The organism is Vibrio sp. dhg, from assembly GCF_003443775.1.
GTDB classification, from domain to species: Bacteria; Pseudomonadota; Gammaproteobacteria; order Enterobacterales; family Vibrionaceae; genus Vibrio; species Vibrio natriegens.
On the sequence record NZ_CP028943.1, the window covers coordinates 3,314,191 to 3,337,431 of the forward strand.

At 47.3% G+C, this 23,241-nt stretch carries 14 protein-coding genes, 3 tRNA genes and 3 rRNA genes; 12 read left to right on the forward strand and 8 right to left on the reverse strand.

Annotated elements, in window-relative coordinates; genetic code table 11:
• Positions 1-86 precede the first annotated feature (86 nt).
• Both DBX26_RS15555 and DBX26_RS15560 read left to right on the forward strand, forming a co-directional pair.
• Positions 87-269: a hypothetical protein gene (locus DBX26_RS15555; protein ID WP_065298927.1), complete on the forward strand. Its 183-nt coding sequence runs from the start codon at positions 87-89 to the stop codon at positions 267-269.
• A gap of 165 nt (positions 270-434) precedes the next feature.
• Positions 435-1,376: a LysR family transcriptional regulator gene (locus DBX26_RS15560; protein WP_065303049.1), complete on the forward strand. Its 942-nt coding sequence runs from the start codon at positions 435-437 to the stop codon at positions 1,374-1,376.
• 55 nt (positions 1,377-1,431) lie between these two features.
• Here the strand turns inward: DBX26_RS15560 and DBX26_RS15565 are convergent, their stop codons facing one another.
• From DBX26_RS15565 to fadB, 3 genes are all read right to left on the reverse strand, one after another.
• Positions 1,432-2,412: an MDR family oxidoreductase gene (locus DBX26_RS15565; protein WP_118119702.1), complete on the reverse strand. Its 981-nt coding sequence runs from the start codon at positions 2,410-2,412 to the stop codon at positions 1,432-1,434.
• A 258-nt stretch (positions 2,413-2,670) separates the two neighbouring features.
• Positions 2,671-3,846 (reverse strand): acetyl-CoA C-acyltransferase FadA, encoded by a 1,176-nt coding sequence (gene fadA, locus DBX26_RS15570; protein WP_020333587.1) that lies wholly within the window; start codon positions 3,844-3,846, stop codon positions 2,671-2,673.
• Between the two features lie 15 nt (positions 3,847-3,861).
• Positions 3,862-6,033 carry a fatty acid oxidation complex subunit alpha FadB gene (gene fadB, locus DBX26_RS15575; protein ID WP_118119704.1) on the reverse strand — a complete coding sequence of 724 codons (2,172 nt, stop codon included), beginning with the start codon at positions 6,031-6,033 and terminating at the stop codon, positions 3,862-3,864.
• A gap of 272 nt (positions 6,034-6,305) precedes the next feature.
• Here fadB and DBX26_RS15580 point away from each other — a divergent pair, with 272 nt between their 5' ends.
• The 9 genes from DBX26_RS15580 (at position 6,306) to rrf (ending at position 14,743) form a co-directional block, all read left to right on the forward strand.
• Positions 6,306-6,929 carry a YigZ family protein gene (locus tag DBX26_RS15580; protein WP_014230440.1) on the forward strand — a complete coding sequence of 208 codons (624 nt, stop codon included), beginning with the start codon at positions 6,306-6,308 and terminating at the stop codon, positions 6,927-6,929.
• A gap of 46 nt (positions 6,930-6,975) precedes the next feature.
• Complete coding sequence (locus DBX26_RS15585) at positions 6,976-8,433, forward strand: TrkH family potassium uptake protein (RefSeq protein WP_014230441.1); 1,458 nt, start codon at positions 6,976-6,978, stop codon at positions 8,431-8,433.
• Positions 8,434-8,442: 9 nt separating this feature from the next.
• The gene (gene hemG, locus DBX26_RS15590; protein ID WP_065301793.1) at positions 8,443-8,970 is read left to right on the forward strand and encodes a menaquinone-dependent protoporphyrinogen IX dehydrogenase; all 528 of its coding nucleotides are present in this window, start codon (positions 8,443-8,445) and stop codon (positions 8,968-8,970) included.
• Positions 8,971-9,421: 451 nt separating this feature from the next.
• Positions 9,422-10,973, forward strand: a 16S ribosomal RNA gene (locus DBX26_RS15595).
• A 91-nt stretch (positions 10,974-11,064) separates the two neighbouring features.
• A tRNA-Glu gene (locus tag DBX26_RS15600) sits at positions 11,065-11,140 on the forward strand.
• A 2-nt stretch (positions 11,141-11,142) separates the two neighbouring features.
• Positions 11,143-11,218, forward strand: a tRNA-Lys gene (locus DBX26_RS15605).
• Between the two features lie 28 nt (positions 11,219-11,246).
• Positions 11,247-11,322, forward strand: a tRNA-Val gene (locus DBX26_RS15610).
• Positions 11,323-11,643: 321 nt separating this feature from the next.
• A 23S ribosomal RNA gene (locus DBX26_RS15615) occupies positions 11,644-14,534 on the forward strand.
• A gap of 92 nt (positions 14,535-14,626) precedes the next feature.
• A 5S ribosomal RNA gene (gene rrf, locus DBX26_RS15620) occupies positions 14,627-14,743 on the forward strand.
• Together the 16S, 23S and 5S rRNA genes with 3 tRNA genes alongside form the textbook arrangement of a ribosomal RNA operon.
• A 286-nt stretch (positions 14,744-15,029) precedes the next feature.
• On the opposite strand, the gene ilvY is transcribed toward rrf, so the two are convergent.
• Positions 15,030-15,920 (reverse strand): HTH-type transcriptional activator IlvY, encoded by an 891-nt coding sequence (gene ilvY / locus DBX26_RS15625; protein WP_014230443.1) that lies wholly within the window; start codon positions 15,918-15,920, stop codon positions 15,030-15,032.
• Between the two features lie 137 nt (positions 15,921-16,057).
• On the opposite strand from ilvY, the gene ilvC reads away from it, so the two are divergent.
• Complete coding sequence (gene ilvC / locus DBX26_RS15630; protein ID WP_014230444.1) at positions 16,058-17,542, forward strand: ketol-acid reductoisomerase; 1,485 nt, start codon at positions 16,058-16,060, stop codon at positions 17,540-17,542.
• Positions 17,543-17,831: 289 nt separating this feature from the next.
• Here ilvC and DBX26_RS15635 read toward each other — a convergent pair whose 3' ends face one another.
• From DBX26_RS15635 to DBX26_RS15650, 4 genes are all read right to left on the reverse strand, one after another.
• Positions 17,832-18,083, reverse strand: coding sequence for an accessory factor UbiK family protein (locus DBX26_RS15635; protein ID WP_014230445.1), 252 nt, complete (start codon positions 18,081-18,083; stop codon positions 17,832-17,834).
• 148 nt (positions 18,084-18,231) lie between these two features.
• Positions 18,232-21,354, reverse strand: coding sequence for a multidrug efflux RND transporter permease subunit (locus DBX26_RS15640; RefSeq protein WP_065298935.1), 3,123 nt, complete (start codon positions 21,352-21,354; stop codon positions 18,232-18,234).
• Positions 21,355-21,365: 11 nt separating this feature from the next.
• Positions 21,366-22,472, reverse strand: a complete 1,107-nt coding sequence (locus DBX26_RS15645; protein WP_014230447.1) for an efflux RND transporter periplasmic adaptor subunit — start codon at positions 22,470-22,472, stop codon at positions 21,366-21,368.
• A 17-nt stretch (positions 22,473-22,489) separates the two neighbouring features.
• Positions 22,490-23,071, reverse strand: coding sequence for a TetR/AcrR family transcriptional regulator (locus DBX26_RS15650; protein WP_014230448.1), 582 nt, complete (start codon positions 23,069-23,071; stop codon positions 22,490-22,492).
• Between the last annotated feature and the right edge of the window lie 170 nt (positions 23,072-23,241).

Consider the following 23,241-nt stretch of genomic DNA (forward strand, 5'->3'; position numbering starts at 1 on the left):
AAAAAATATTCAATAACCACTTGGCAAAGTGTTATTTTTGCTTTACCTTAAATTAACAAATTGGTAACAAGTAGTAAGGAGAGGCGATGCTGACAGCTTTAGACAGACTAACGATATATTCTGTGCTGTGCTTTATTTCGTTCTGCGCGTTAGTGCTCAGAACTCCAGCTGAAACCTCACTGATGCCTATAGTAGGCGTGATTGCAACGATTTTGGGTATTTGGATTGAGATGCATAAATGGTCAGATGCATCCGAGCAAGAAAATTAATTTTGCTTAACTCAATCAAGATACATTGATTTTGCCATCTTCTTTTTACCAACACTTCATTCCGACACTATCCCCATTTTTTCTTGGGCTTCCCCGCTGAAAGGCGGGATTTTTTTTGCCTGAAGAGTACAATTTATCTAAACCCATTCATAATATATGGTCATTGTGGAATTAGAAGACATTTATCGCCGAGATCTCAATTTACTAGTCGCATTACGTGTTCTTATAGAAGAAAGCAGTGTTAGTAAGGCAGCAACCCGTTTGAATTTAAGCCAGTCGGCGATGAGTCGAGTACTTGGGCGACTACGTGACTTATTAGGCGATCCTCTTTTTACTCGTCAGGGGCAGCACTTGATTCCGACGCAAAAGGCTCTGGAAATTGATCGTTCTCTGGGAGAGCCGTTAGAGTCGCTGCGCCAATTGCTTTCACCTATTGAGTTTGATCCGTTGCAATGCGACCAGACTTTTACTATCGCCACGACAGACTACGCCATGCAGACCATCTTGCCTTTTGCCTTGCCGCGTATTTATCAGGAAGCGCCCAATGTGTCGTTTAACTTCCTGCCATTGCAGCACGATAGGCTGTCTGATCAACTTACTTATGAAGGCGCCGATCTCGCCATTTGCCGACCGACCGGTCCCATTGAGCCATTGCGTAGTGAAATATTAGGCCGGGTTGGTGTGTTGTGTTTATTGTCGAAGCAGCACCCGCTGGCAGATAAAGAGATGAATCTCGAAGATTATTTGGGGCATCCACATGCAATGATTGCAATCAGTGATGGGGTAAATGCGCTGATTGAACAAGCTCTGATTGATAAGCCACAACGTAAAATGGTGCTGCGTGCTTATCACCTGGAAGCGGCATTGGCGATTGTTGATACCTTGCCAATCATTATCACCGTTCCGGCAGATTTAGCGTATTTGGTAGCGGAGCGTTATGACCTGATGGTGAAACCTCTGCCGTTTGAATTTACTCCGTTTGATTACTCGATGATCTGGCATGCGCGTTGTGAGCATTCACCTGCGCAAGAATGGCTGAGAGGGATTGTGAAAGAGGAGTGCGGACGTTTGATTGCCAAGCGCATCGAAGACATGGGATTAGGTTGATCAAAAAGAGCCAGCAATGCCGGCTCTTAGTCTGTCTAATTTGTGACTTTTGATCTTAAAGCTTGATAACCACACGACCAGTAACCTGGCCATTAGTGATGTCTTCAGCGTACTTCGGAGCTTCTGCAAGTTCGACTTCGGTACAAGCTTGCTCAAAGTAGCTATCAGGTAATAGCTCAACCAGCTTTTCCCATGCGGCGATACGTTTTTCAGTTGGGCACATAACTGAGTCCACACCTTGTAGGCGCACGTTACGTAGGATAAATGGCATCACAGTTGTTGGTAGATCAAAGCCACCAGCCAGGCCACATGCTGCGACTGCGCTGTTGTAATCCATTTGTGCCAGTACTTTTGCCAGCACTTTGCTGCCGACAGTATCAACTGCACCTGCCCAGATTTGTTTCTCAAGTGGACGAGCTGGTTCTTCAAACTCAACGCGGTCGATGATGCGACTAGCGCCCAGCTTTTCTAGCAGTGGACCGTTTTGTTCTACGCGACCAGTAACGGCTGCGACTTTGTAACCCAGTTGAGCCAACAATGCGACCGCGACTGAGCCCACGCCACCACTTGCGCCAGTAACAAGGATTTCGCCTGCTTCTGGTTTGATATCAGCATCAAGCAGCGCTTGAACACACAGCATTGCGGTAAAGCCAGCGGTACCGACCATCATTGCTTTTTTGCTGTCTAGACCTTTTGGTAGCGGTACTAACCAATCGGCTTTCAAGCGAGCACGTTGCGCCATACCACCCCAGTGATTCTCACCTACGCCCCAGCCTGTTAGTACCACTTTGTCGCCAGCCTGGTAGCGTCCATCTTCAGATCTCACCACGGTACCAGCCAGGTCAATGCCTGGAACCATTGGGAAGTTACGGATGATTTTACCTTTTCCCGTAATCGCCAAACCGTCTTTGTAGTTTAACGATGAGTAGTCAACGTCAATCAGGACGTCACCTTCAGGGAGTTGGGTTTCATCAATTTGTTCGATGTTGGCGATAGTACGTTTGTCTTCTTGGTTTAGAACTAGAGCATTAAACATGAGGTTCTCCGAGTGTGCGGTAGTGTGGCTGGGATGCCACAGCAGCAAGATATTAACTGCCTCTAAGTGTATGTCTTGTTTAGTTATGAATAAAATGAAAGTTCATCATTTAATCTATGCGTTTAGTGCATAGATTTCTGGTAAAAACTTAAAAATAAAGGGCGACACAACATGTCGCCCTTAAGTCTAATACTAAATGACTTTAGCATCGGTGCATTTCATCAGGATGCCGAGTGGATCACTCTGTCGTTCAAAGACCTAAGGTCTCTCAAAAACAGTCGCGATACCCTGACCAAGACCGATACACATGGTCGCAAGGCCGTATTTCGCGTCTTTTGCTTCCATTAGGTTGATCAGCGTCGTAGAGATACGAGAGCCAGAACAGCCTAGTGGGTGGCCCAGAGCGATAGCGCCGCCATTCAGGTTTACTTTTTCGTCCATCACATCAAGCAGACCCAGGTCTTTAGCACATGGTAGTGACTGTGCTGCGAACGCTTCGTTTAGCTCGACTACGTCCATATCTTCGATAGACAGACCTGCACGTTTTAGCGCTTTTTGTGTTGCTGGTACCGGACCGTAACCCATGATTGACGGATCGCAGCCTGCAACCGCCATGCCCTTGATACGCGCGCGAATCTTCAGGCCAAGCTCGTTGGCTTTTTCTTCACTCATGATCAGCATTGCTGATGCACCATCTGACAGAGCAGAAGACGTACCTGCCGTCACGGTACCATTTGCCGGGTCGAATACCGGACGAAGTTGAGACAGGCCTTCGACTGACGTTTCTGGACGGATAACTTCATCGTAATCCAGAGTGAATAATGTGCCGTCTGCCGCATGACCTTCGATAGGTAAGATTTCGTTCTTAAAGCGACCTTCAACCGTTGCTGCATGAGCACGAGCATGAGAGCGCGCGGCAAACTCATCTTGTTGCTCACGGCTAATACCGTGCAGTTTACCCAGCATTTCGGCCGTTAAACCCATCATGCCTGCGGCTTTTGCTACGTTCTTCGCCATACCCGGGTGGAAGTCCACACCGTGGTTCATTGGTACGTGACCCATGTGTTCGACACCACCGATCAGGCAAATCTCGGCATCGCCAGTCATAATTGCGCGTGTACCGTCATGCAAAGCCTGCATTGAAGAACCACACAAACGGTTTACGGTAACCGCGCTAATTTCAATTGGCAGACCAGCCAGCAGCGCTGCGTTACGTGCAACGTTAAAGCCTTGTTCCAGCGTTTGTTGTACACAGCCCCAGTAGATGTCTTCGATCTCACTTGGGTTTACTTGCGGGTTACGCGCCAGAATGCCTTTCATCAGTTGTGCTGATAGGTCTTCAGCACGAGTATTACGGAAAGCGCCACCTTTAGAGCGACCCATTGGGGTACGTAGACAATCTACTACGACAACATTTCTTGTTTGATTAGTCATTTTGGGAATCCCTCCTTAGATAGAGCCTTGCTGTTGTGCGCCGTAGAAGGTCTCGCCTTTGGCTGCCATATCAATCAGCATTTGCGGTACTTGGTACATCGCGCCTAGTTCAGCGTGTTGTTTTGCTGTTTCGATGTACTCAGCAATACCAACGCTGTCTAGGTAGCGGAATACACCGCCGCGGAATGGAGGGAAGCCCAGACCGTAAACCAGAGCCATGTCCGCTTCTTGTGGTGTCGCGATAATGCCTTCCTGTAGACACAGCACCACTTCGTTGATCATAGGAATCATCATACGCTGGATAATGGTTTGCTCGTCGAAGTCACGTTTATCTGCACATACGTCAGCTAATAGTGGCAAGATTTCTTCAGAGAAGGTCTTCTTCGGTTTGCCTTTCTTATCAACTGAATAGCTGTAGAAGCCGCTGCCATTTTTCTGGCCAAACTTGTTGGCTTCAAACAAAGTATCAATCGCATCGCGACCTTGCTTGCCCATACGTTCTGGGAAGCCTTCAGCCATGACGGCTTGTGCGTGGTGAGCGGTATCGATACCTACAACGTCAAGCAAGTATGCTGGACCCATTGGCCAACCAAACTTGCGTTCCATGATTTTATCGATTTGTGTGAAGTCAGCGCCGTCACGAAGTAGCATGCTGAAACCACCAAAGTACGGGAATAGTACGCGGTTTACGAAGAAACCAGGGCAGTCATTAACAACGATTGGTGATTTACCCATTTTCGCTGCGTAAGCCACAACACGGTTGATTGTTTCATCTGACGTTTTTTCACCGCGGATGATCTCAACCAAAGGCATGCGATGCACAGGGTTAAAGAAGTGCATACCACAGAAGTTTTCTGGGCGTTGTAGTGACTGAGCCAGTACGTTGATTGGAATGGTCGATGTGTTCGACGTGATAACCGTATCTTCGCCCACGTTTTGCTCGACTTCGCTAAGTACCGCAGCCTTCACTTTCGGGTTCTCAACAACGGCTTCGACAATCACATCTGAGTTTTCGATGCCAGCGTAGTGCAAGCTTGGAGTAATAGACGCGAGGATGCCCGCCATCTTGAAGCCGTCAAGACGACCTGTAGCAAGACGCTTATTCAGCAGTTTCGATGCTTCATTCATGCCCAAATCTAATGAGGCCTGAGCGATGTCTTTCATCAGTACAGGCACACCTTTCAGTGCTGACTGGTAAGCGATACCGCCACCCATGATACCTGCGCCAAGTACAGCAGCACGTTTAGTGTCTTTGTTTGCTGATTTTGCCGCTTTTTTAGCGATGCCTTTAATGTACTGATCACTAAGGAACAGACCGACCAGTGATTTCGCTTCTTCTGATTTTGCCAGTTTAACGAAGTGCTTACGTTCAACATCCAGCGCTTCATTACGTGCAAATCGAGCGCCTTCTTCAATAGTAAGGACTGATGTGATTGGAGCTGGGTAGTGTGGACCCGCTTTTTGTGCCACCAGGCCTTTTGCCATGGTGAAGCTCATCATCGACTCTAGCTTGCTTAGTGTTAGTGGTGATGTCTTTTGTTTGCGGCGAGCTTGCCAATCAAGTTTTTCGTTGATTGCAGACGTCAGTGTTTGCAGAGCGGATGCATGCAGAGAGTCTGAATCGACAACCGCATCTAACAGGCCAAGTTTTAGTGCTTCATCAGCACGGAGCGCTTTACCTTGTGTAATGATTTCCATCGCGTTATCAGCACCGATAACACGAGGTAGACGTACACAACCACCAAAGCCTGGCATGATGCCAAGTTTCGTTTCTGGTAGACCGATGCTGGTGGTTTTATCACCGATGCGCATGTCTGTTGCCAATACACACTCGCAGCCACCACCAAGAGCGTGGCCCTTGATGACTGAGATGGTTGGGACTGGAAGGTCTTCAAGTTTGTTGAAGATGCTGTTGGCGAATTGTAGCCACTGATCCAGTTCTTCATCAGTCTTAGCAAACAGGCCTAAGAATTCAGTAATATCTGCACCTACAATGAACGCATCTTTATCTGAAGTCAGCATTACGCCTTTCAGACCTTGGTGTGCGATAAGTGCATCAAGGGCTTCGTCTAGTGACTCAAGTGTCGCTAAATCGAGTTTATTTACGGATTTTGGCGAGCAGAAACTCAGCTCTGCAATGCCATCCTGTATTTCCTTTACCTGTAGGGTTTCGGCTTGGTAAATCATTGTCTATCTCCATGACATACAATCTGGGATTGTCTGTATACCTATTAAAATGGTGCCCTTCCTCGTATAAATAGCTTCGGATAAATAGGTATCGAGGAAGTGTTTTATTCTAATTCTGGCTTGACCATTGATGTTAGTTTTGATCGGTGGATGTTTAATTTCAATACATTTTTCAAACAAGTGTTTAACATTGTGCGCTGAGCCAGATCTTATGCGACTTGTAAATCGCACTCGTGGTAGACTTCAGGCAAAGAGACAAGCGACCTAATTCTATGAATGACCAGCCTTATTTGATTCCTGCACAACCGACTCAATTTGAAGAAGAGATCAAAAAGAGTGTGTTTATTACTTATCTTGCCCATACGCCAAGTGTCGATGCTGCGAAAGCGTTTGTGGAACAAGTAAAAACAAAACACGCGGATGCGAGGCATAATTGCTGGGGATTTGTCGCCGGAAGACCAGAAGACTCGATGAAGTGGGGCTTCAGTGACGATGGCGAACCGTCTGGAACGGCAGGTAAGCCTATTCTCGCGCAGCTCTCTGGTTCAGGGGTTGGAGAAATTACGGCGGTTGTCACCCGTTACTCGGGCGGCATCAAATTAGGCACGGGTGGTTTAGTGAAGGCCTATGGTGGTGGTGTACAACAAGCACTCAGGCAGCTTCAAACTATTGAGAAAAAAATAACCACAAAGCTCAGACTAGCGTTAGACTATGGGTTTATGCCTATCGCACAGTCTATTATGCCTCAGTTTGGGGCGGTTGAAGTTGATGCTGAATACAGCGATCAGGTCGTGCTGGTGGTAGAAATTGAGCTTCGTGAAGTGAGCGGATTTACCCAAGCTATCATTAATAAAAGTGGGGCGAAGGCAATTGTTACCCCACTAGACGGAAAATAATGAAAAACAGTAAGCGACAGGGACAGCTTCGCTAGTCAATCAATCCATGCAATTTCGTTCAATTATTCGTATCGTCGGGCTATTGCTCGCGCTTTTTAGTGTCACAATGCTCGCGCCTGCGCTTGTCGCGCTGACTTACCGAGATGGTGCTGGTGTGCCTTTTGTCACGACCTTTTTTGTTCTGCTGTTTTGCGGGGCGGTGTGCTGGTTTCCGAACCGTAGGCATAAGCATGAGCTAAAAGCGCGTGACGGATTCCTTATCGTAGTCTTATTCTGGACCGTATTGGGCAGTGCGGGCTCCATTCCTTTTTTGATCGCTGATAATCCTAACATATCGGTAACGGACGCTTTTTTTGAGTCATTTTCCGCTTTGACGACCACCGGTGCGACGGTGATTGTTGGTCTGGATGAATTACCCAAAGCGATTTTGTTCTATCGTCAGCTACTCCAGTGGTTTGGTGGAATGGGGATCATCGTATTAGCGGTGGCTATTTTGCCTGTGCTAGGTATCGGTGGTATGCAGTTGTATCGTGCTGAAATCCCAGGGCCGGTAAAAGACACCAAAATGACGCCGCGAATTGCTGAGACCGCCAAAGCGCTTTGGTATATCTACTTAAGCCTGACGATTGCATGTGCGACAGCATTTTGGTTGGCAGGGATGACACCGTTTGACGCCATCAGCCATAGTTTCTCTACCATCGCGATTGGCGGTTTCTCAACGCATGACGCAAGCATGGGGTATTTCGACAGTTACGCAATCAACCTCATTACCGTCGTATTTCTCCTGATCTCAGCGTGTAACTTTACTTTGCACTTTGCGGCATTCTCGTCCGGCGGGGTACATCCTAAATACTATTGGAAAGATCCCGAGTTTCGCGCATTCATCTTTATACAGGTGATACTGTTTGTTGTTTGCTTCCTATTACTACTGAAGCACCACTCATACACGTCCACGTACGATGCTTTCGACCAAGCGCTTTTCCAAACGGTCTCTATCTCAACCACGGCTGGTTTTACGACAACAGGCTTTGCGGATTGGCCATTGTTCTTACCCGTCTTGCTGCTGTTCTCATCTTTTATTGGTGGATGTGCTGGCTCGACGGGCGGTGGTATGAAAGTGATTCGCATATTGCTGCTTACCTTACAAGGTGCTCGTGAGCTGAAGCGTCTGGTTCACCCTCGCGCGGTCTACACCATTAAAGTTGGTGGTAGCGCGCTACCACAACGAGTCGTTGATGCCGTTTGGGGATTCTTCTCTGCGTATGCGTTGGTGTTTGTTGTGTGTATGTTGGGACTGATCGCGACCGGAATGGATGAACTGAGTGCATTCTCTGCCGTCGCCGCTACTTTGAATAACCTTGGTCCGGGCCTTGGAGAAGTGGCGCTTCATTTTGGTGATGTAAATGACAAAGCAAAATGGGTTCTGATCGTGTCCATGTTGTTTGGTCGTCTAGAAATCTTTACCTTACTCATTCTACTCACGCCAACGTTTTGGCGTAGCTAAGGGGATATCGTGGCAAAAGCATTGTTCTTATACTCTTCTCGTGAAGGGCAAACAAAAAAAATCTTCCACTATATAGATGAGAAGCTAACGGACTTCGATTGTGATTTAGTGGATCTACATAATGTAGACACTATTAATTTCGAACCCTATGACAAAGTGCTGGTTGGGGCTTCTATTCGCTATGGGCATTTGAATAAGAAGTTGTACCAATTTATTGAACGCCACCTTACTCAACTGGAAAAGCATAAAGTCGCTTTCTTCTGTGTGAACCTAACGGCACGTAAAGAAGACCAAGGTAAAGATACGCCAGAAGGCAGTGCGTATATTCGTAAGTTCTTGATGAAATCACCTTGGAAACCAGAGTTAATAGGCGTGTTTGCTGGCGCCCTTTATTATCCGCGCTACGGATGGTTCGACAAAATGATGATTAAGTTCATCATGTCGATGACGGGTGGAGAAACGGATACAACGAAAGAGGTGGAATACACCAACTGGGAAAAAGTGACTCTTTTCACGGATAAATTCAAAGAACTGTAGAAATAACGTGCTCTTTTAAGTGTTTTTGATGCTATTTCATTCGAATGATAGAAAATTCAAAAAAAACCTCAAAAAGGGCTTGCCAATGTGATCGCAATCTCTATAATGCCACCTCGCTGACACGGCAACGCTTCGAAAGAAACGAGCCAGAGTTAGCAAGCCAAATTAGCCAAGCGGAAACGCTTGAAAAAAGTTTGAAAAAAGTGATTGACACTAAACTTTAACTCGCTAAAATGGCCGTCCGATTTGAGCGAAGCTCAATAGGAAAGCTCTTTAACAATATAGACCTATCAATCTGTGTGGGCACTCGTTGATGATAATCCAATTAGAAACTTCGGTTTCAAATTAGGTTTCAATGATACGAAGTGACCATTGAATCTTCGGATTCAGCACAGTCAATTCAAACATTACGTTATGTAATGTTCAGTATTCATTGAGCCGACAAAATCTTAAATTGAAGAGTTTGATCATGGCTCAGATTGAACGCTGGCGGCAGGCCTAACACATGCAAGTCGAGCGGAAACGAGTTAACTGAACCTTCGGGGGACGTTAACGGCGTCGAGCGGCGGACGGGTGAGTAATGCCTAGGAAATTGCCCTGATGTGGGGGATAACCATTGGAAACGATGGCTAATACCGCATGATGCCTACGGGCCAAAGAGGGGGACCTTCGGGCCTCTCGCGTCAGGATATGCCTAGGTGGGATTAGCTAGTTGGTGAGGTAAGGGCTCACCAAGGCGACGATCCCTAGCTGGTCTGAGAGGATGATCAGCCACACTGGAACTGAGACACGGTCCAGACTCCTACGGGAGGCAGCAGTGGGGAATATTGCACAATGGGCGCAAGCCTGATGCAGCCATACCGCGTGTGTGAAGAAGGCCTTCGGGTTGTAAAGCACTTTCAGTCGTGAGGAAGGTAGTGTGTTTAATAGATGCATTATTTGACGTTAGCGACAGAAGAAGCACCGGCTAACTCCGTGCCAGCAGCCGCGGTAATACGGAGGGTGCGAGCGTTAATCGGAATTACTGGGCGTAAAGCGCATGCAGGTGGTTTGTTAAGTCAGATGTGAAAGCCCGGGGCTCAACCTCGGAATAGCATTTGAAACTGGCAGACTAGAGTACTGTAGAGGGGGGTAGAATTTCAGGTGTAGCGGTGAAATGCGTAGAGATCTGAAGGAATACCGGTGGCGAAGGCGGCCCCCTGGACAGATACTGACACTCAGATGCGAAAGCGTGGGGAGCAAACAGGATTAGATACCCTGGTAGTCCACGCCGTAAACGATGTCTACTTGGAGGTTGTGGCCTTGAGCCGTGGCTTTCGGAGCTAACGCGTTAAGTAGACCGCCTGGGGAGTACGGTCGCAAGATTAAAACTCAAATGAATTGACGGGGGCCCGCACAAGCGGTGGAGCATGTGGTTTAATTCGATGCAACGCGAAGAACCTTACCTACTCTTGACATCCAGAGAACTTTCCAGAGATGGATTGGTGCCTTCGGGAACTCTGAGACAGGTGCTGCATGGCTGTCGTCAGCTCGTGTTGTGAAATGTTGGGTTAAGTCCCGCAACGAGCGCAACCCTTATCCTTGTTTGCCAGCGAGTAATGTCGGGAACTCCAGGGAGACTGCCGGTGATAAACCGGAGGAAGGTGGGGACGACGTCAAGTCATCATGGCCCTTACGAGTAGGGCTACACACGTGCTACAATGGCGCATACAGAGGGCGGCCAACTTGCGAAAGTGAGCGAATCCCAAAAAGTGCGTCGTAGTCCGGATTGGAGTCTGCAACTCGACTCCATGAAGTCGGAATCGCTAGTAATCGTGGATCAGAATGCCACGGTGAATACGTTCCCGGGCCTTGTACACACCGCCCGTCACACCATGGGAGTGGGCTGCAAAAGAAGTAGGTAGTTTAACCTTCGGGGGACGCTTACCACTTTGTGGTTCATGACTGGGGTGAAGTCGTAACAAGGTAGCGCTAGGGGAACCTGGCGCTGGATCACCTCCTTATACGATGATTACTCACGATGAGTGTCCACACAGATTGATATGGTTTATGAAGTTTAAGAGATAGAACATCCCCCAAGATGTTCAACTTAGTGTCCCGTTCGTCTAGAGGCCTAGGACACCGCCCTTTCACGGCGGTAACAGGGGTTCGACTCCCCTACGGGATACCATTGGGTCGTTAGCTCAGTTGGTAGAGCAGTTGACTTTTAATCAATTGGTCGCAGGTTCGAATCCTGCACGACCCACCATTTCCTTCCACGGAAATCAAAATAATGTGGGCGATTAGCTCAGTTGGGAGAGCACCTGCCTTACAAGCAGGGGGTCACTGGTTCGAGCCCGGTATCGCCCACCATTCTCTAAGCATTTTTGGAATAAAACATCCAAACCAGAGCAAGCAATTGATACTGGTTGGCATTTTTGACTCTGAAAGTCTTTAGAAAATGTACTTCCTTGTGAAGAAACATAGCTCTTTAACAATTTGGAAAGCTGACAAAATAATCTTTAAGATTATTTGTAAAGTTCTCAAAGTATTCCTAATGGAATACAACTAAAAACACATTCAAGTGTTCTTGGAATTTGAGTCCGGCAAAATCGAAAGCTGTCTCGCTCATTCAAATAATGAGACAGCAACTTTGGTTGTTTAACATCAATTCGAAACTCCTTCGGGTTGTATGGTTAAGTGACTAAGCGTACACGGTGGATGCCTTGGCAGTCAGAGGCGATGAAGGACGTATTAACTTGCGATAAGCCCAGATTAGGCAGTAAAAGCCACTTGAGTCTGGGATTTCCGAATGGGGAAACCCACTTACATAAGTAAGTATCGTTATGTGAATACATAGCATAACGAGGCGAACCGGGGGAACTGAAACATCTAAGTACCCCGAGGAAAAGAAATCAACCGAGATTCCGAAAGTAGCGGCGAGCGAAATTGGACTAGCCCTTAAGCTTTACACGCGTTAGACGAACGGTCTGGAAAGGCCGACGATACAGGGTGATAGTCCCGTAGTTGACGATGTGTGTTCAGTGAAATCGAGTAGGGCGGGACACGTGATATCCTGTCTGAATATGGGGGGACCATCCTCCAAGGCTAAATACTACTGACTGACCGATAGTGAACCAGTACCGTGAGGGAAAGGCGAAAAGAACCCCTGTGAGGGGAGTGAAATAGAACCTGAAACCGTGTACGTACAAGCAGTAGGAGCAGGCTTTGTCCTGTGACTGCGTACCTTTTGTATAATGGGTCAGCGACTTATATTCAGTGGCAAGGTTAACCATCTAGGGGAGCCGTAGGGAAACCGAGTCTTAACTGGGCGTTCAGTCTCTGGATATAGACCCGAAACCAGGTGATCTAGCCATGGGCAGGTTGAAGGTTGAGTAACATCAACTGGAGGACCGAACCGACTAATGTTGAAAAATTAGCGGATGACTTGTGGCTAGGGGTGAAAGGCCAATCAAACCTGGAGATAGCTGGTTCTCCCCGAAAGCTATTTAGGTAGCGCCTCGGACGAATACTACTGGGGGTAGAGCACTGTTAAGGCTAGGGGGTCATCCCGACTTACCAACCCTTTGCAAACTCCGAATACCAGTAAGTACTATCCGGGAGACACACGGCGGGTGCTAACGTCCGTCGTGGAGAGGGAAACAACCCAGACCGCCAGCTAAGGTCCCAAATTACTACTAAGTGGGAAACGATGTGGGAAGGCTCAGACAGCCAGGATGTTGGCTTAGAAGCAGCCATCATTTAAAGAAAGCGTAATAGCTCACTGGTCGAGTCGGCCTGCGCGGAAGATGTAACGGGGCTAAGTAGTAAACCGAAGCTGCGGCAATATACTTTTGTATATTGGGTAGGGGAGCGTTCTGTAAGCGGTTGAAGGTGTGTGGTAACGCATGCTGGACGTATCAGAAGTGCGAATGCTGACATGAGTAACGATAAAGGGGGTGAAAAACCTCCTCGCCGGAAGACCAAGGGTTCCTGTCCAACGTTAATCGGGGCAGGGTAAGTCGACCCCTAAGGCGAGGCCGAAAGGCGTAGTCGATGGGAAACGGGTTAATATTCCCGTACTTCTTACAATTGCGATGGGGGGACGGAGAAGGCTAGGTGGGCCTGGCGACGGTTGTCCAGGTTCAAGTGCGTAGGCTTGAGAGTTAGGTAAATCCGGCTCTCTTTAAGGCTGAGACACGACGTCGAGCTACTACGGTAGTGAAGTCATTGATGCCATGCTTCCAGGAAAAGCCTCTAAGCTTCAGATTGTAAGGAATCGTACCCCAAACCGACACAGGTGGTCGGGTAGAGAATACCAAGGCGCTTGAGAGAACTCGGGTGAAGGAACTAGGCAAAATGGTACCGTAACTTCGGGAGAAGGTACGCTCTCGACGGTGAAGTCCCTTGCGGATGGAGCTATTGAGAGTCGCAGATACCAGGTGGCTGCAACTGTTTATTAAAAACACAGCACTGTGCAAAATCGTAAGATGACGTATACGGTGTGACGCCTGCCCGGTGCCGGAAGGTTAATTGATGGGGTTAGACTTCGGTCGAAGCTCTTGATCGAAGCCCCGGTAAACGGCGGCCGTAACTATAACGGTCCTAAGGTAGCGAAATTCCTTGTCGGGTAAGTTCCGACCTGCACGAATGGCGTAATGATGGCCACGCTGTCTCCACCCGAGACTCAGTGAAATTGAAATCGCTGTGAAGATGCAGTGTACCCGCGGCTAGACGGAAAGACCCCGTGAACCTTTACTACAGCTTGGCACTGAACATTGACCCTACATGTGTAGGATAGGTGGGAGGCTTTGAAACGAGTACGCCAGTATTCGTGGAGCCGTCCTTGAAATACCACCCTTGTAGTGTTGATGTTCTAACGTCGACCCCTTATCGGGGTTGCGGACAGTGCCTGGTGGGTAGTTTGACTGGGGCGGTCTCCTCCCAAAGCGTAACGGAGGAGCACGAAGGTGGGCTAATCACGGTTGGACATCGTGAGGTTAGTGCAATGGCATAAGCCCGCTTGACTGCGAGAATGACAATTCGAGCAGGTGCGAAAGCAGGTCATAGTGATCCGGTGGTTCTGAATGGAAGGGCCATCGCTCAACGGATAAAAGGTACTCCGGGGATAACAGGCTGATACCGCCCAAGAGTTCATATCGACGGCGGTGTTTGGCACCTCGATGTCGGCTCATCACATCCTGGGGCTGAAGTCGGTCCCAAGGGTATGGCTGTTCGCCATTTAAAGTGGTACGCGAGCTGGGTTTAGAACGTCGTGAGACAGTTCGGTCCCTATCTGCCGTGGGCGTTGGAGAATTGAAAGGGGCTGCTCCTAGTACGAGAGGACCGGAGTGGACGAACCTCTGGTGTTCGGGTTGTGTCGCCAGACGCATTGCCCGGTAGCTAAGTTCGGGATCGATAACCGCTGAAAGCATCTAAGCGGGAAGCGAGCCTTGAGATGAGTTCTCCCTGATACTTTAAGTATCCTAAAGGGTTGTCGTAGACTACGACGTTGATAGGCAGGGTGTGTAAGCGTTGTGAGGCGTTGAGCTAACCTGTACTAATTGCCCGTGAGGCTTAACCATACAACACCCAAGGGGTTTTGATGGACTCAATGTAAGAACATTGAATGTGTAATAACGAGAATTAAAAACAGCTTTCCGAATTAAAGAATTTGCTTGGCGACCATAGCGTTTTGGACCCACCTGACTTCCATTCCGAACTCAGAAGTGAAACGAAATAGCGCCGATGGTAGTGTGGGGTTTCCCCATGTGAGAGTAGGACATCGCCAGGCTTTAAATTTGCAAAAAAGCCCGCTAGTAATAGCGGGCTTTTTTGTTATTTACGCTTTCCAAAATACGCTTCATAAGATTAATAAAACTTAATCTACGCACAACCGCCCCTTAATTATCAATCACGTATCCTCTCTCTAGAATCAAAAAGTAAGAGGATACAACGTGAACATTTTAGGATATTTACAGAACGCTTATGGTGCCAATCGTCGTACTGCCGGTCGGAGGTTTAATGCTTGGTTTTTTCGACGGTGACTGTAGAGATAAACTCCAGGGAATTTGGAGCGACTACTGAGCAATAAAGCTTCCCTCGGCTAACTCCCACAACGCTTTGACTAATGAGTTTTCCAATTGCGATCGTTTGCAACACACACCGAGTTGGAATGGTTTGATTGGGGCAAACGAGAGACGCTGAATGCTATCTCGTACAGGGCTGTTATTAATCACCACATCTGGCGCGATTCCGACGCCACAACCTAACGCCACCATACTGACAATGGCTTCATGACCAGAAATTTGCGCGTAGATGTTGGGCTTAATTTTCATTTTTTTAAACCAGGCATTGGCTCGGTCCCGAGCGGTACCAGATTCAGGCACAATGAAAGGAATCTTATTCCAGTCGGGATGTTCTTTGTGTAGCTCTTCAACCCAAGAACTGATGCCTATGGGGGCTATTACGGACAGTGGAATTTCAGTGATAGTGGTGAACTCCACTTTAGATGAAAGGTGCTCTGGCATGGCTGAAATGGCAATATCGGCCTCATCATTCATTATCTTATCGATGGCCTGAGCCGGGTCGCCTGTCAAAAGCTTGAATTCAATGTAAGGGTGCTTTAAGCGAAACGAGTTGAGCAGCTGAGGCAAGTGGCTGTAGCTGGCGGTCACAGAGCAGAACAATCGAACTTCACCTTTCAGAACGTCGTCTTGCACATTTATTTGAGATTGGAATTGTGTCCAGTCGTGAACCATCTTCATTGCTACTGGCTGAAATTTCTCGCCAGCGGGCGTTAACTCCACACTCCGGTTGTCCCTGACAAAAAGCGGGTGGCCTATCTCTTCTTCTAATTTTTGAATCTGACGACTCAAAGCAGATGGACTCACGTGCATAGTGGCTGCTGTCTTACTAAAATTCTTGCTGTCACAAATATCAAGGAACAGTCGGATGGTTTTTATATTCATGAAATTACCGTGTTGCACTTTTTGCAATTACTAATTGTGAATATATCACTTTAAGCAATTAAATGTCTGTTCTAGTATGAACTCATTCGGTAAGACCAATACCGACCTCTACGGAAGAATCTTAAAGGAGCACCCTAATGGCTAACTATTTCAATACTCTAAACTTGCGTGAGCAATTGGACCAACTAGGTCGTTGTCGTTTTATGGACCGCAGTGAGTTTGCTTCAGAAGCAGACTACCTAAAAGGTAAGAAGGTTGTCATCGTAGGTTGTGGTGCTCAAGGCCTGAACCAAGGTCTAAACATGCGTGATTCTGGTCTGGATGTGTCATACGCACTTCGTCAGGCTGCAATCGACGAGCAACGTCAGTCATTTAAAAATGCAAAAGACAACGGTTTTGAAGTAGGCAGCTACGAGACTCTAATCCCTCAAGCGGATCTAGTTGTTAACCTAACTCCAGACAAGCAGCACTCTAACGTTGTTGAGACAGTAATGCCTCTAATGAAAGAAGGCGCTGCACTAGGTTACTCACACGGCTTCAACGTTGTTGAAGAAGGCATGCAAATCCGTAAAGACCTAACGGTTGTAATGGTTGCACCTAAGTGTCCTGGTACTGAGGTCCGTGAAGAATACAAACGTGGTTTCGGTGTTCCAACTCTAATTGCGGTTCACCCAGAGAATGACCCTAAAGGCGATGGTCTGGAAATCGCGAAAGCATGGGCAGCAGCAACTGGCGGTCACCGCGCAGGTTGCCTAGAGTCATCTTTCGTTGCAGAAGTAAAATCTGACCTAATGGGTGAGCAAACTATCCTATGTGGCATGCTTCAAGCTGGTTCTATCGTATGTTACGAGAAGATGGTTGCGGAAGGTATCGACCCAGGTTACGCAGGTAAACTACTTCAGTACGGTTGGGAAACAGTAACAGAAGCACTGAAATTCGGTGGCATCACGCACATGATGGACCGTCTGTCTAACCCAGCGAAAATCAAAGCGTTTGAGCTTTCTGAAGAGCTAAAAGATCTAATGCGTCCACTTTACAACAAGCACATGGATGACATCATTTCTGGTCACTTCTCTAGCACTATGATGGCTGACTGGGCGAACGACGACGTGAACCTACTAGGCTGGCGTGAAGAGACTGGTCAAACAGCATTTGAAAACTACCCAGAAACTGACGTTGAAATCTCTGAGCAAGAGTACTTCGACAACGGTATTCTAATGATTGCGATGGTTCGCGCAGGGGTTGAGCTAGCGTTTGAAGCAATGACTGCATCAGGCATCATCGATGAGTCAGCGTACTACGAGTCACTACACGAACTACCGCTAATCGCAAACACAATTGCACGGAAGCGTCTATACGAGATGAACGTAGTAATCTCTGACACTGCAGAATACGGTAACTACCTATTCGCAAACGTAGCAACGCCGCTACTACGTGAGAAGTTCATGCCTTCAGTAGGTACTGATGTTATCGGTAAAGGCCTAGGTGAGACTTCAAACCAAGTTGATAACGCAACACTTATCGCGGTTAACGAGAAGCTTCGCAACCACCCAGTTGAGTACATTGGTGAAGAGCTACGCGGGTATATGACTGATATGAAGCGTATCGCTGTAGGCGGCTAAATTACTGGCCTTGAGGTTCCATTTCGGTGTCGAAGGTGCTCATTTACTATCGTAAACTCCGCGCCTTCTCCTAGAAATGAAATCTTAATACTGCGTAATTTACATACTCTAAAGTAACGCAGTAAAAGAACTCCAGGCAGACTGGGGTCAATAAATACAAAACACAACATCTAATCAAAAGGCTTGGTCGCCGTTGACCAAGCCTTTTTTATTTATGGCTCGTTTGGTTGGAGCACAAAAAAGGCTGACACCTGAGTGTCAGCCTTTGAATATTATCGGAAGGCGATGTTTATTTGTCTGCCAGTTTCGCTTCAAGTTCTGCCAGTTTTGCTTCCATCTCAGTTAGCTTTTGGCGAGTACGAAGCAGAACCTGAGTCTGAACATCAAACTCTTCACGGCTAACAACATCAAGCTTGTTCAGCTGACCTTGAATCACTTGGCGAACTTTCTGATCAACATCTGCACCTAGCTCTTTCACTGGTGCTGGCATAGAGTCATGAATCTGCTTAGCGATTTGCTCTAGTTTCTTTGGATCAAACATAGTGGTTAAAACTCCTTTTGATTTGTGCTCATTTTAAGTAATTGATACGGGAAAGTCGCTAGTTGGAATGCAAAAAATCGAGATAGGTACGGCAAACGCAAGGCAATAAAAAAGGCCACCGAAGTGACCTTTTTAGCTTGGCAGGGAATTAGTGGTTGTCCGCTAATCCTCGTTGCGCCGCTTTTGCTTCATCAACACGGGCCAACTTTTCCAGATCTTTGTCTTCAACAAACACTGGAAGTGGTTTGTGTTTCTCAGCTAAGTAGCTGTAGATAACAGGCAGTACGAATAGGGTAAACAGAGTACCAATCGCCAGACCAGCAACGATTACGATACCGATACTAAAGCGCTGAGCCGCGCCTGCACCAGTCGCGTACATCAGTGGGATAAGACCCGCGATCATCGCTGCAGTTGTCATCAGAATAGGACGCAGACGAACTTTCGCCGCTTCCATTACTGCTTCTGTTTTACCCAGTTTGTTGTGCAGCTGCTCTTCTTTCGCTACTTCACAAATCAGGATACCGTGCTTGGTGATAAGACCAACCAGAGTAATCAAACCAACCTGAGAGTAAATGTTCATCGATGCAGCACCCCAGGCAAGCGCAATCAACGCGCCACAAATTGCCAATGGCACAGACACCATGATAACCAGTGGATCTTTCACAGATTCAAACTGAATCGCCAGAACCAAGAAGATGATCGCTAGTGCTAAACCAAATGTCGCGTATAACGCACTCCCTTCAGTCACAAACTGACGAGCTTCACCCATGTAGTCATGGTTGTAGCCGCTTGGCAGTTTCGTTTCAGCGATGTTTTCAAACCAGTTAATCGCATCGCCCATTGCTGTGCCCGGAGCTGGTACTGCACCTACCGTTGCTGAGTTCAGCTGGTTGAAGTGAGGCAGCGAGCGTGGCTCTGCAATCACGTCAATCGTCACTAGGTTACTCAGCGGAACCGCGTTGCCGTCAGCTGCACGTACGTAGTAGTTGTTCATCGACTCTGGGTTTAGACGCCACTTACGCTCTACCTGAGGAATAACTTCGTAAGAGCGGCCATTAAGGTCGATACGGTTTACGTAGCCATCTGCCATCATGGTGCTCAGTGTCACACCGATGTCTTGCATGGTTACGCCGTATGCGCCCGCTTTGTCTTTGTCGATGTTGATTTTCATCGTCGCCGAGTCGTAGTTCAGATCAAGATCCGAATAAACGAACATTGGGCTAGATTTCACTTCCGTTAATACGTCTGTCGCGATAGAGAATAAACTCTCAAATGCGTTTGGTGTGGTCAGAACAAACTGAATTGGAAGACCACTACCCGCACCTGGCAACTCAGGCATTTGGAACGCCGTTACCGCCATTCCCGGTACGTCTGCAACCAATCCGCCTACACGGCCCGTTACGTCTGCCTGGCTTGCTTCACGCTCACTCCAAGGCACCATAGAGGCAATACCGAACGCTTGGTGAGAGTTTGGTACACCTGAGAAAACCTGTGCAAACTGAACTTCTGGCTGTTCAGACAGAATGTTGTTTACCTGGTTCATGGTGTTCTGGATAAAGTCTAAGTTCGAATTAGATGGAGCAGTACCCATCAATACAACCACGCCCTTATCTTCAGATGGAGCCAGTTCACTTGGGATGAACTTGAACAGCATCGGTAAGCTGGCAAATACAATCAACGCAAAACCAATCACAACTGGACGGTGTTGCATGACCGCACCCAACATTTTGGCGTATCGGCTGGTCATGCGCTCTAACACGCTATGCACTTTCTGTTCAAACTTGCTTGGTGCCTGATGAGCTTTCAGCATTTTTGAACACATCATTGGTGATAGCGTCAGTGCCACGATACCTGATACAAATACCGCACCCGCCAGAGTTAACGCGAACTCTTTAAATAATGAGCCCGTGATACCGCCCATCAACGCGATCGGGGCGTATACCGCACCCAACGTTAGTGTCATCGCGATAACCGGAACTGCAATTTCGCGCGTACCGATAATGGCCGCTCGAAATGGTGATTCACCAAGCTTGATATGTCGGTCAACGTTTTCCAGTACAACGATCGCATCATCTACCACCAGACCAATGGCGAGAACCATTGCCAGTAGGGTCATCAGGTTCCACGAGAAACCCATGGATTGCATTACCATCGCCACACCGATCAAAGAGAGTGGGATGGTTACAATAGGGATCACTACGGCACGGAATGAACCAAGGAATATAGTGATAACAATCAGTACGATCACTGCAGCTTCAGCGATGGTTTTGATTACTTCGTTAATGGATTCGTTAATTGCGATAGTCGAATCATAAAGCACATTCATCTTGATCGTACTAGGCAAATTGCGCTCTAGCTGAGGTAACAGATCAAGTACATCTGCTGCGATATTGATTGGGTTGGCACTTGGCGCTGCGTTAATTGCGGCAACAACCGCCTCCTGACCATTTGCACTCGCTCGATATGAGTCGTGGCTCTTTTCTAGCGTCACTTTAGCAATATCGCTTAAGCGAGTGACATTGCCATCGTCGTTGCTAACAACAAGGTTCTTCAACTCATCAACATTGGATACCTGTGTATCTGCACTGCCGTTATAAAGTACAAACTCACCGATAGCCTGACCCGTAGCAGACTGATAGTTGTTGGCACTTAACACACCCATCACGTCAGTCGCGGTTAAGTTAAACGCTGCCATTTTTGCAGGGTCTAGCCAAACACGTAGCGCGTATTTCATACCACCGTATAGGTCGACTTTCGATACACCGTTAACGGTAAACAACTGTGGGTTGATTACACGCTCAAGGTAATCGGTGATCTGACTTGAAGACAACTCATCACTGGTAAAACCGATATACAGTACCGCTGTTGTCGAGCCAGTCGACATAGTAACGGTAGGGTCTTCGGCTTCTTTCGGTAGTTGCGAGCGAACCGAGTTGGTTTTTGCCAGAATGTCCGAGAGTGCCGCATTCGGGTCAGTGTTCAACTTCATTTTTACAGTGATGGTGGATTTACCCAGCACCGATTGAGAAGTCATATAATCGATATTATCAGCCTGTGCGACCGCTTGTTCCAATGGCTGAGTAATAAAGCCCTGGATTAGGTCGGCACTGGCACCGTAGTAACTGGTCGAAACCGTTACTTCCGTATTCGTCATTTCAGGGTATTCACGAACCTGCATTTTGAAGATTGCTTGCAGACCAAGCAATGCGATCAAAAAGCTGATTGATACCGCTAAAACTGGACGTTTAATAAAAACATCAGTAAAGCGCATGAAGCCTCCGATTACAGCATTGGTGTTTCAGTTGGTGGAGTCGTTGCATCGCTTTCTACGACACGGACTTTAGCGTGGTTACTCAGACGAATCTGACCTGAGGTCACTACTACATCACCTGGCTTAACGCCTTCAAGAATGTGTACGATGTCTTTTGTACGCTCACCCACTTTAACCACTTGCTGTGTTACACGCTTTTCGCCATCTTCTTCAGATACGATGTAAATGCTGTCACCGTAAAGTGTGTAAGTAATCGCGGTTTGTGGCAGAGTCACCTGGTTTTCAAGTTTAGGCAGGATGATATTCGCTCGAGCGAACATACCACTACGTAGTTTTCCGTCGTTATTTGGAATATCTGCTTGTACTTGGATCAGGCCACTCTGTACATTAACCGCTGGCTCAATGGCTGTAATTGAACCTTTGAAGGCGATTTCTGGGTACGCATCGACAAAAATATCGACAGCTTGGCTGATGTGGATACGAGAAATATCGGTCTGCGGCACTGTGAAACGTAGACGCATAACGCTGGTATCTTCAAGACGCACGATATCTGTACCCGCTTGCAGGTACTGACCTAGGTAAACATTACGGATACCAACCACGCCTGAAAACGGTGCTTTGATTTCACGACGGTCGATCGCCGCTTTCAAGCTCTCGATGTCAGCGCTAAGAGAAAAATAATTCGCTTCTGCTTCATCATAAGACTCTTTAGAAATCGACCCTTTTTTGTACAGGCCTTGGTAACGCTTGTATTTTGCTTCAGCAGCTGGAAGCTTCGCTTGTGCACTTTTCAGGTTGGCTTTCTCAACAGCTGAATCAAGAAGTACCAAATCCTGGCCTTCTTTCACTTGAGTGCCAGATTCAAAAGCGATTTGGTCAATGACGCCACTTGTCTCGTTCGCTACCGTTACCCCTTGGTTAGGCTCGATAAAGCCAATTGCCTCAATCACCGGTACCCAATCAACTGACTGTACGTCAGTTACGGTTACGGGAAATTCAGGTTCCGGGCGATTCGCCATGTATTCGGCAATCTTCTGTTGCTTGAATAAGTTGAAACCTATCACACTGCCGAACAGCAAGATTGCGATAAGTAACATAAAAAAAGTCCACTTTTTCATTCTGGTCAGAACTCCAATTAGTGTTGAATGATTGCGTCCCAACTGGCTTCAATGGCAGCTTCTATGGCTGCTTCGTCCAGTTGATAAAACCCCAGGGCATGATGTCGGGCGAGTGCAACGGTCGCCTCGAAACTCAGTCCCGAAAGGATCATATTGTCGAGTGGCTTAAACACTCCTTGCTCTTTACCTTGGTCAAATAGTCGGTCTACCTGATCAAACATTTTACGCTCAAGTTCCAGCGTTACTCTATTGCTTGCATAGGGCAGGGATTGATATTGAACTCTATTGTTCAATGTGTCCACATTTGAGCCAGCTAAACACCAAATGTTAAGCCACATTTTTGTATAACGTTCTTTTAAAGGCATATCGTCGCTCACGCCCGCTTGCACTTCTATTGCAATGCGCTTTGCGACGTTTAATCTAACTTCGTCTAAAAGGTGGTTCTTATCGGAAAAGTAACGATAGATAGTGCCAGCCGCCACACCCGCTTCTTTGGCTAGCTTTTGCATCGAAAATCCCTGAAAACCCAGCTCAGCAATCAGTTTTTCCGCCGCACAAAGAATCTGAGCTTTTTTATCTAAAGTTGTATTACTCGACATAGTTCCACTTCTAGTGAATGAACGTTCATTCATTATAGATCTAAAGCTATACGAGTGTGCAATAAAAAATAATTAAATTTTTACTTTGCTATAAATGGAGTTAGCAAACACTGACAAACTGAGGGCTGATAAACGTGGTAATCGTTCATACTCACTATTATCATAGGCGC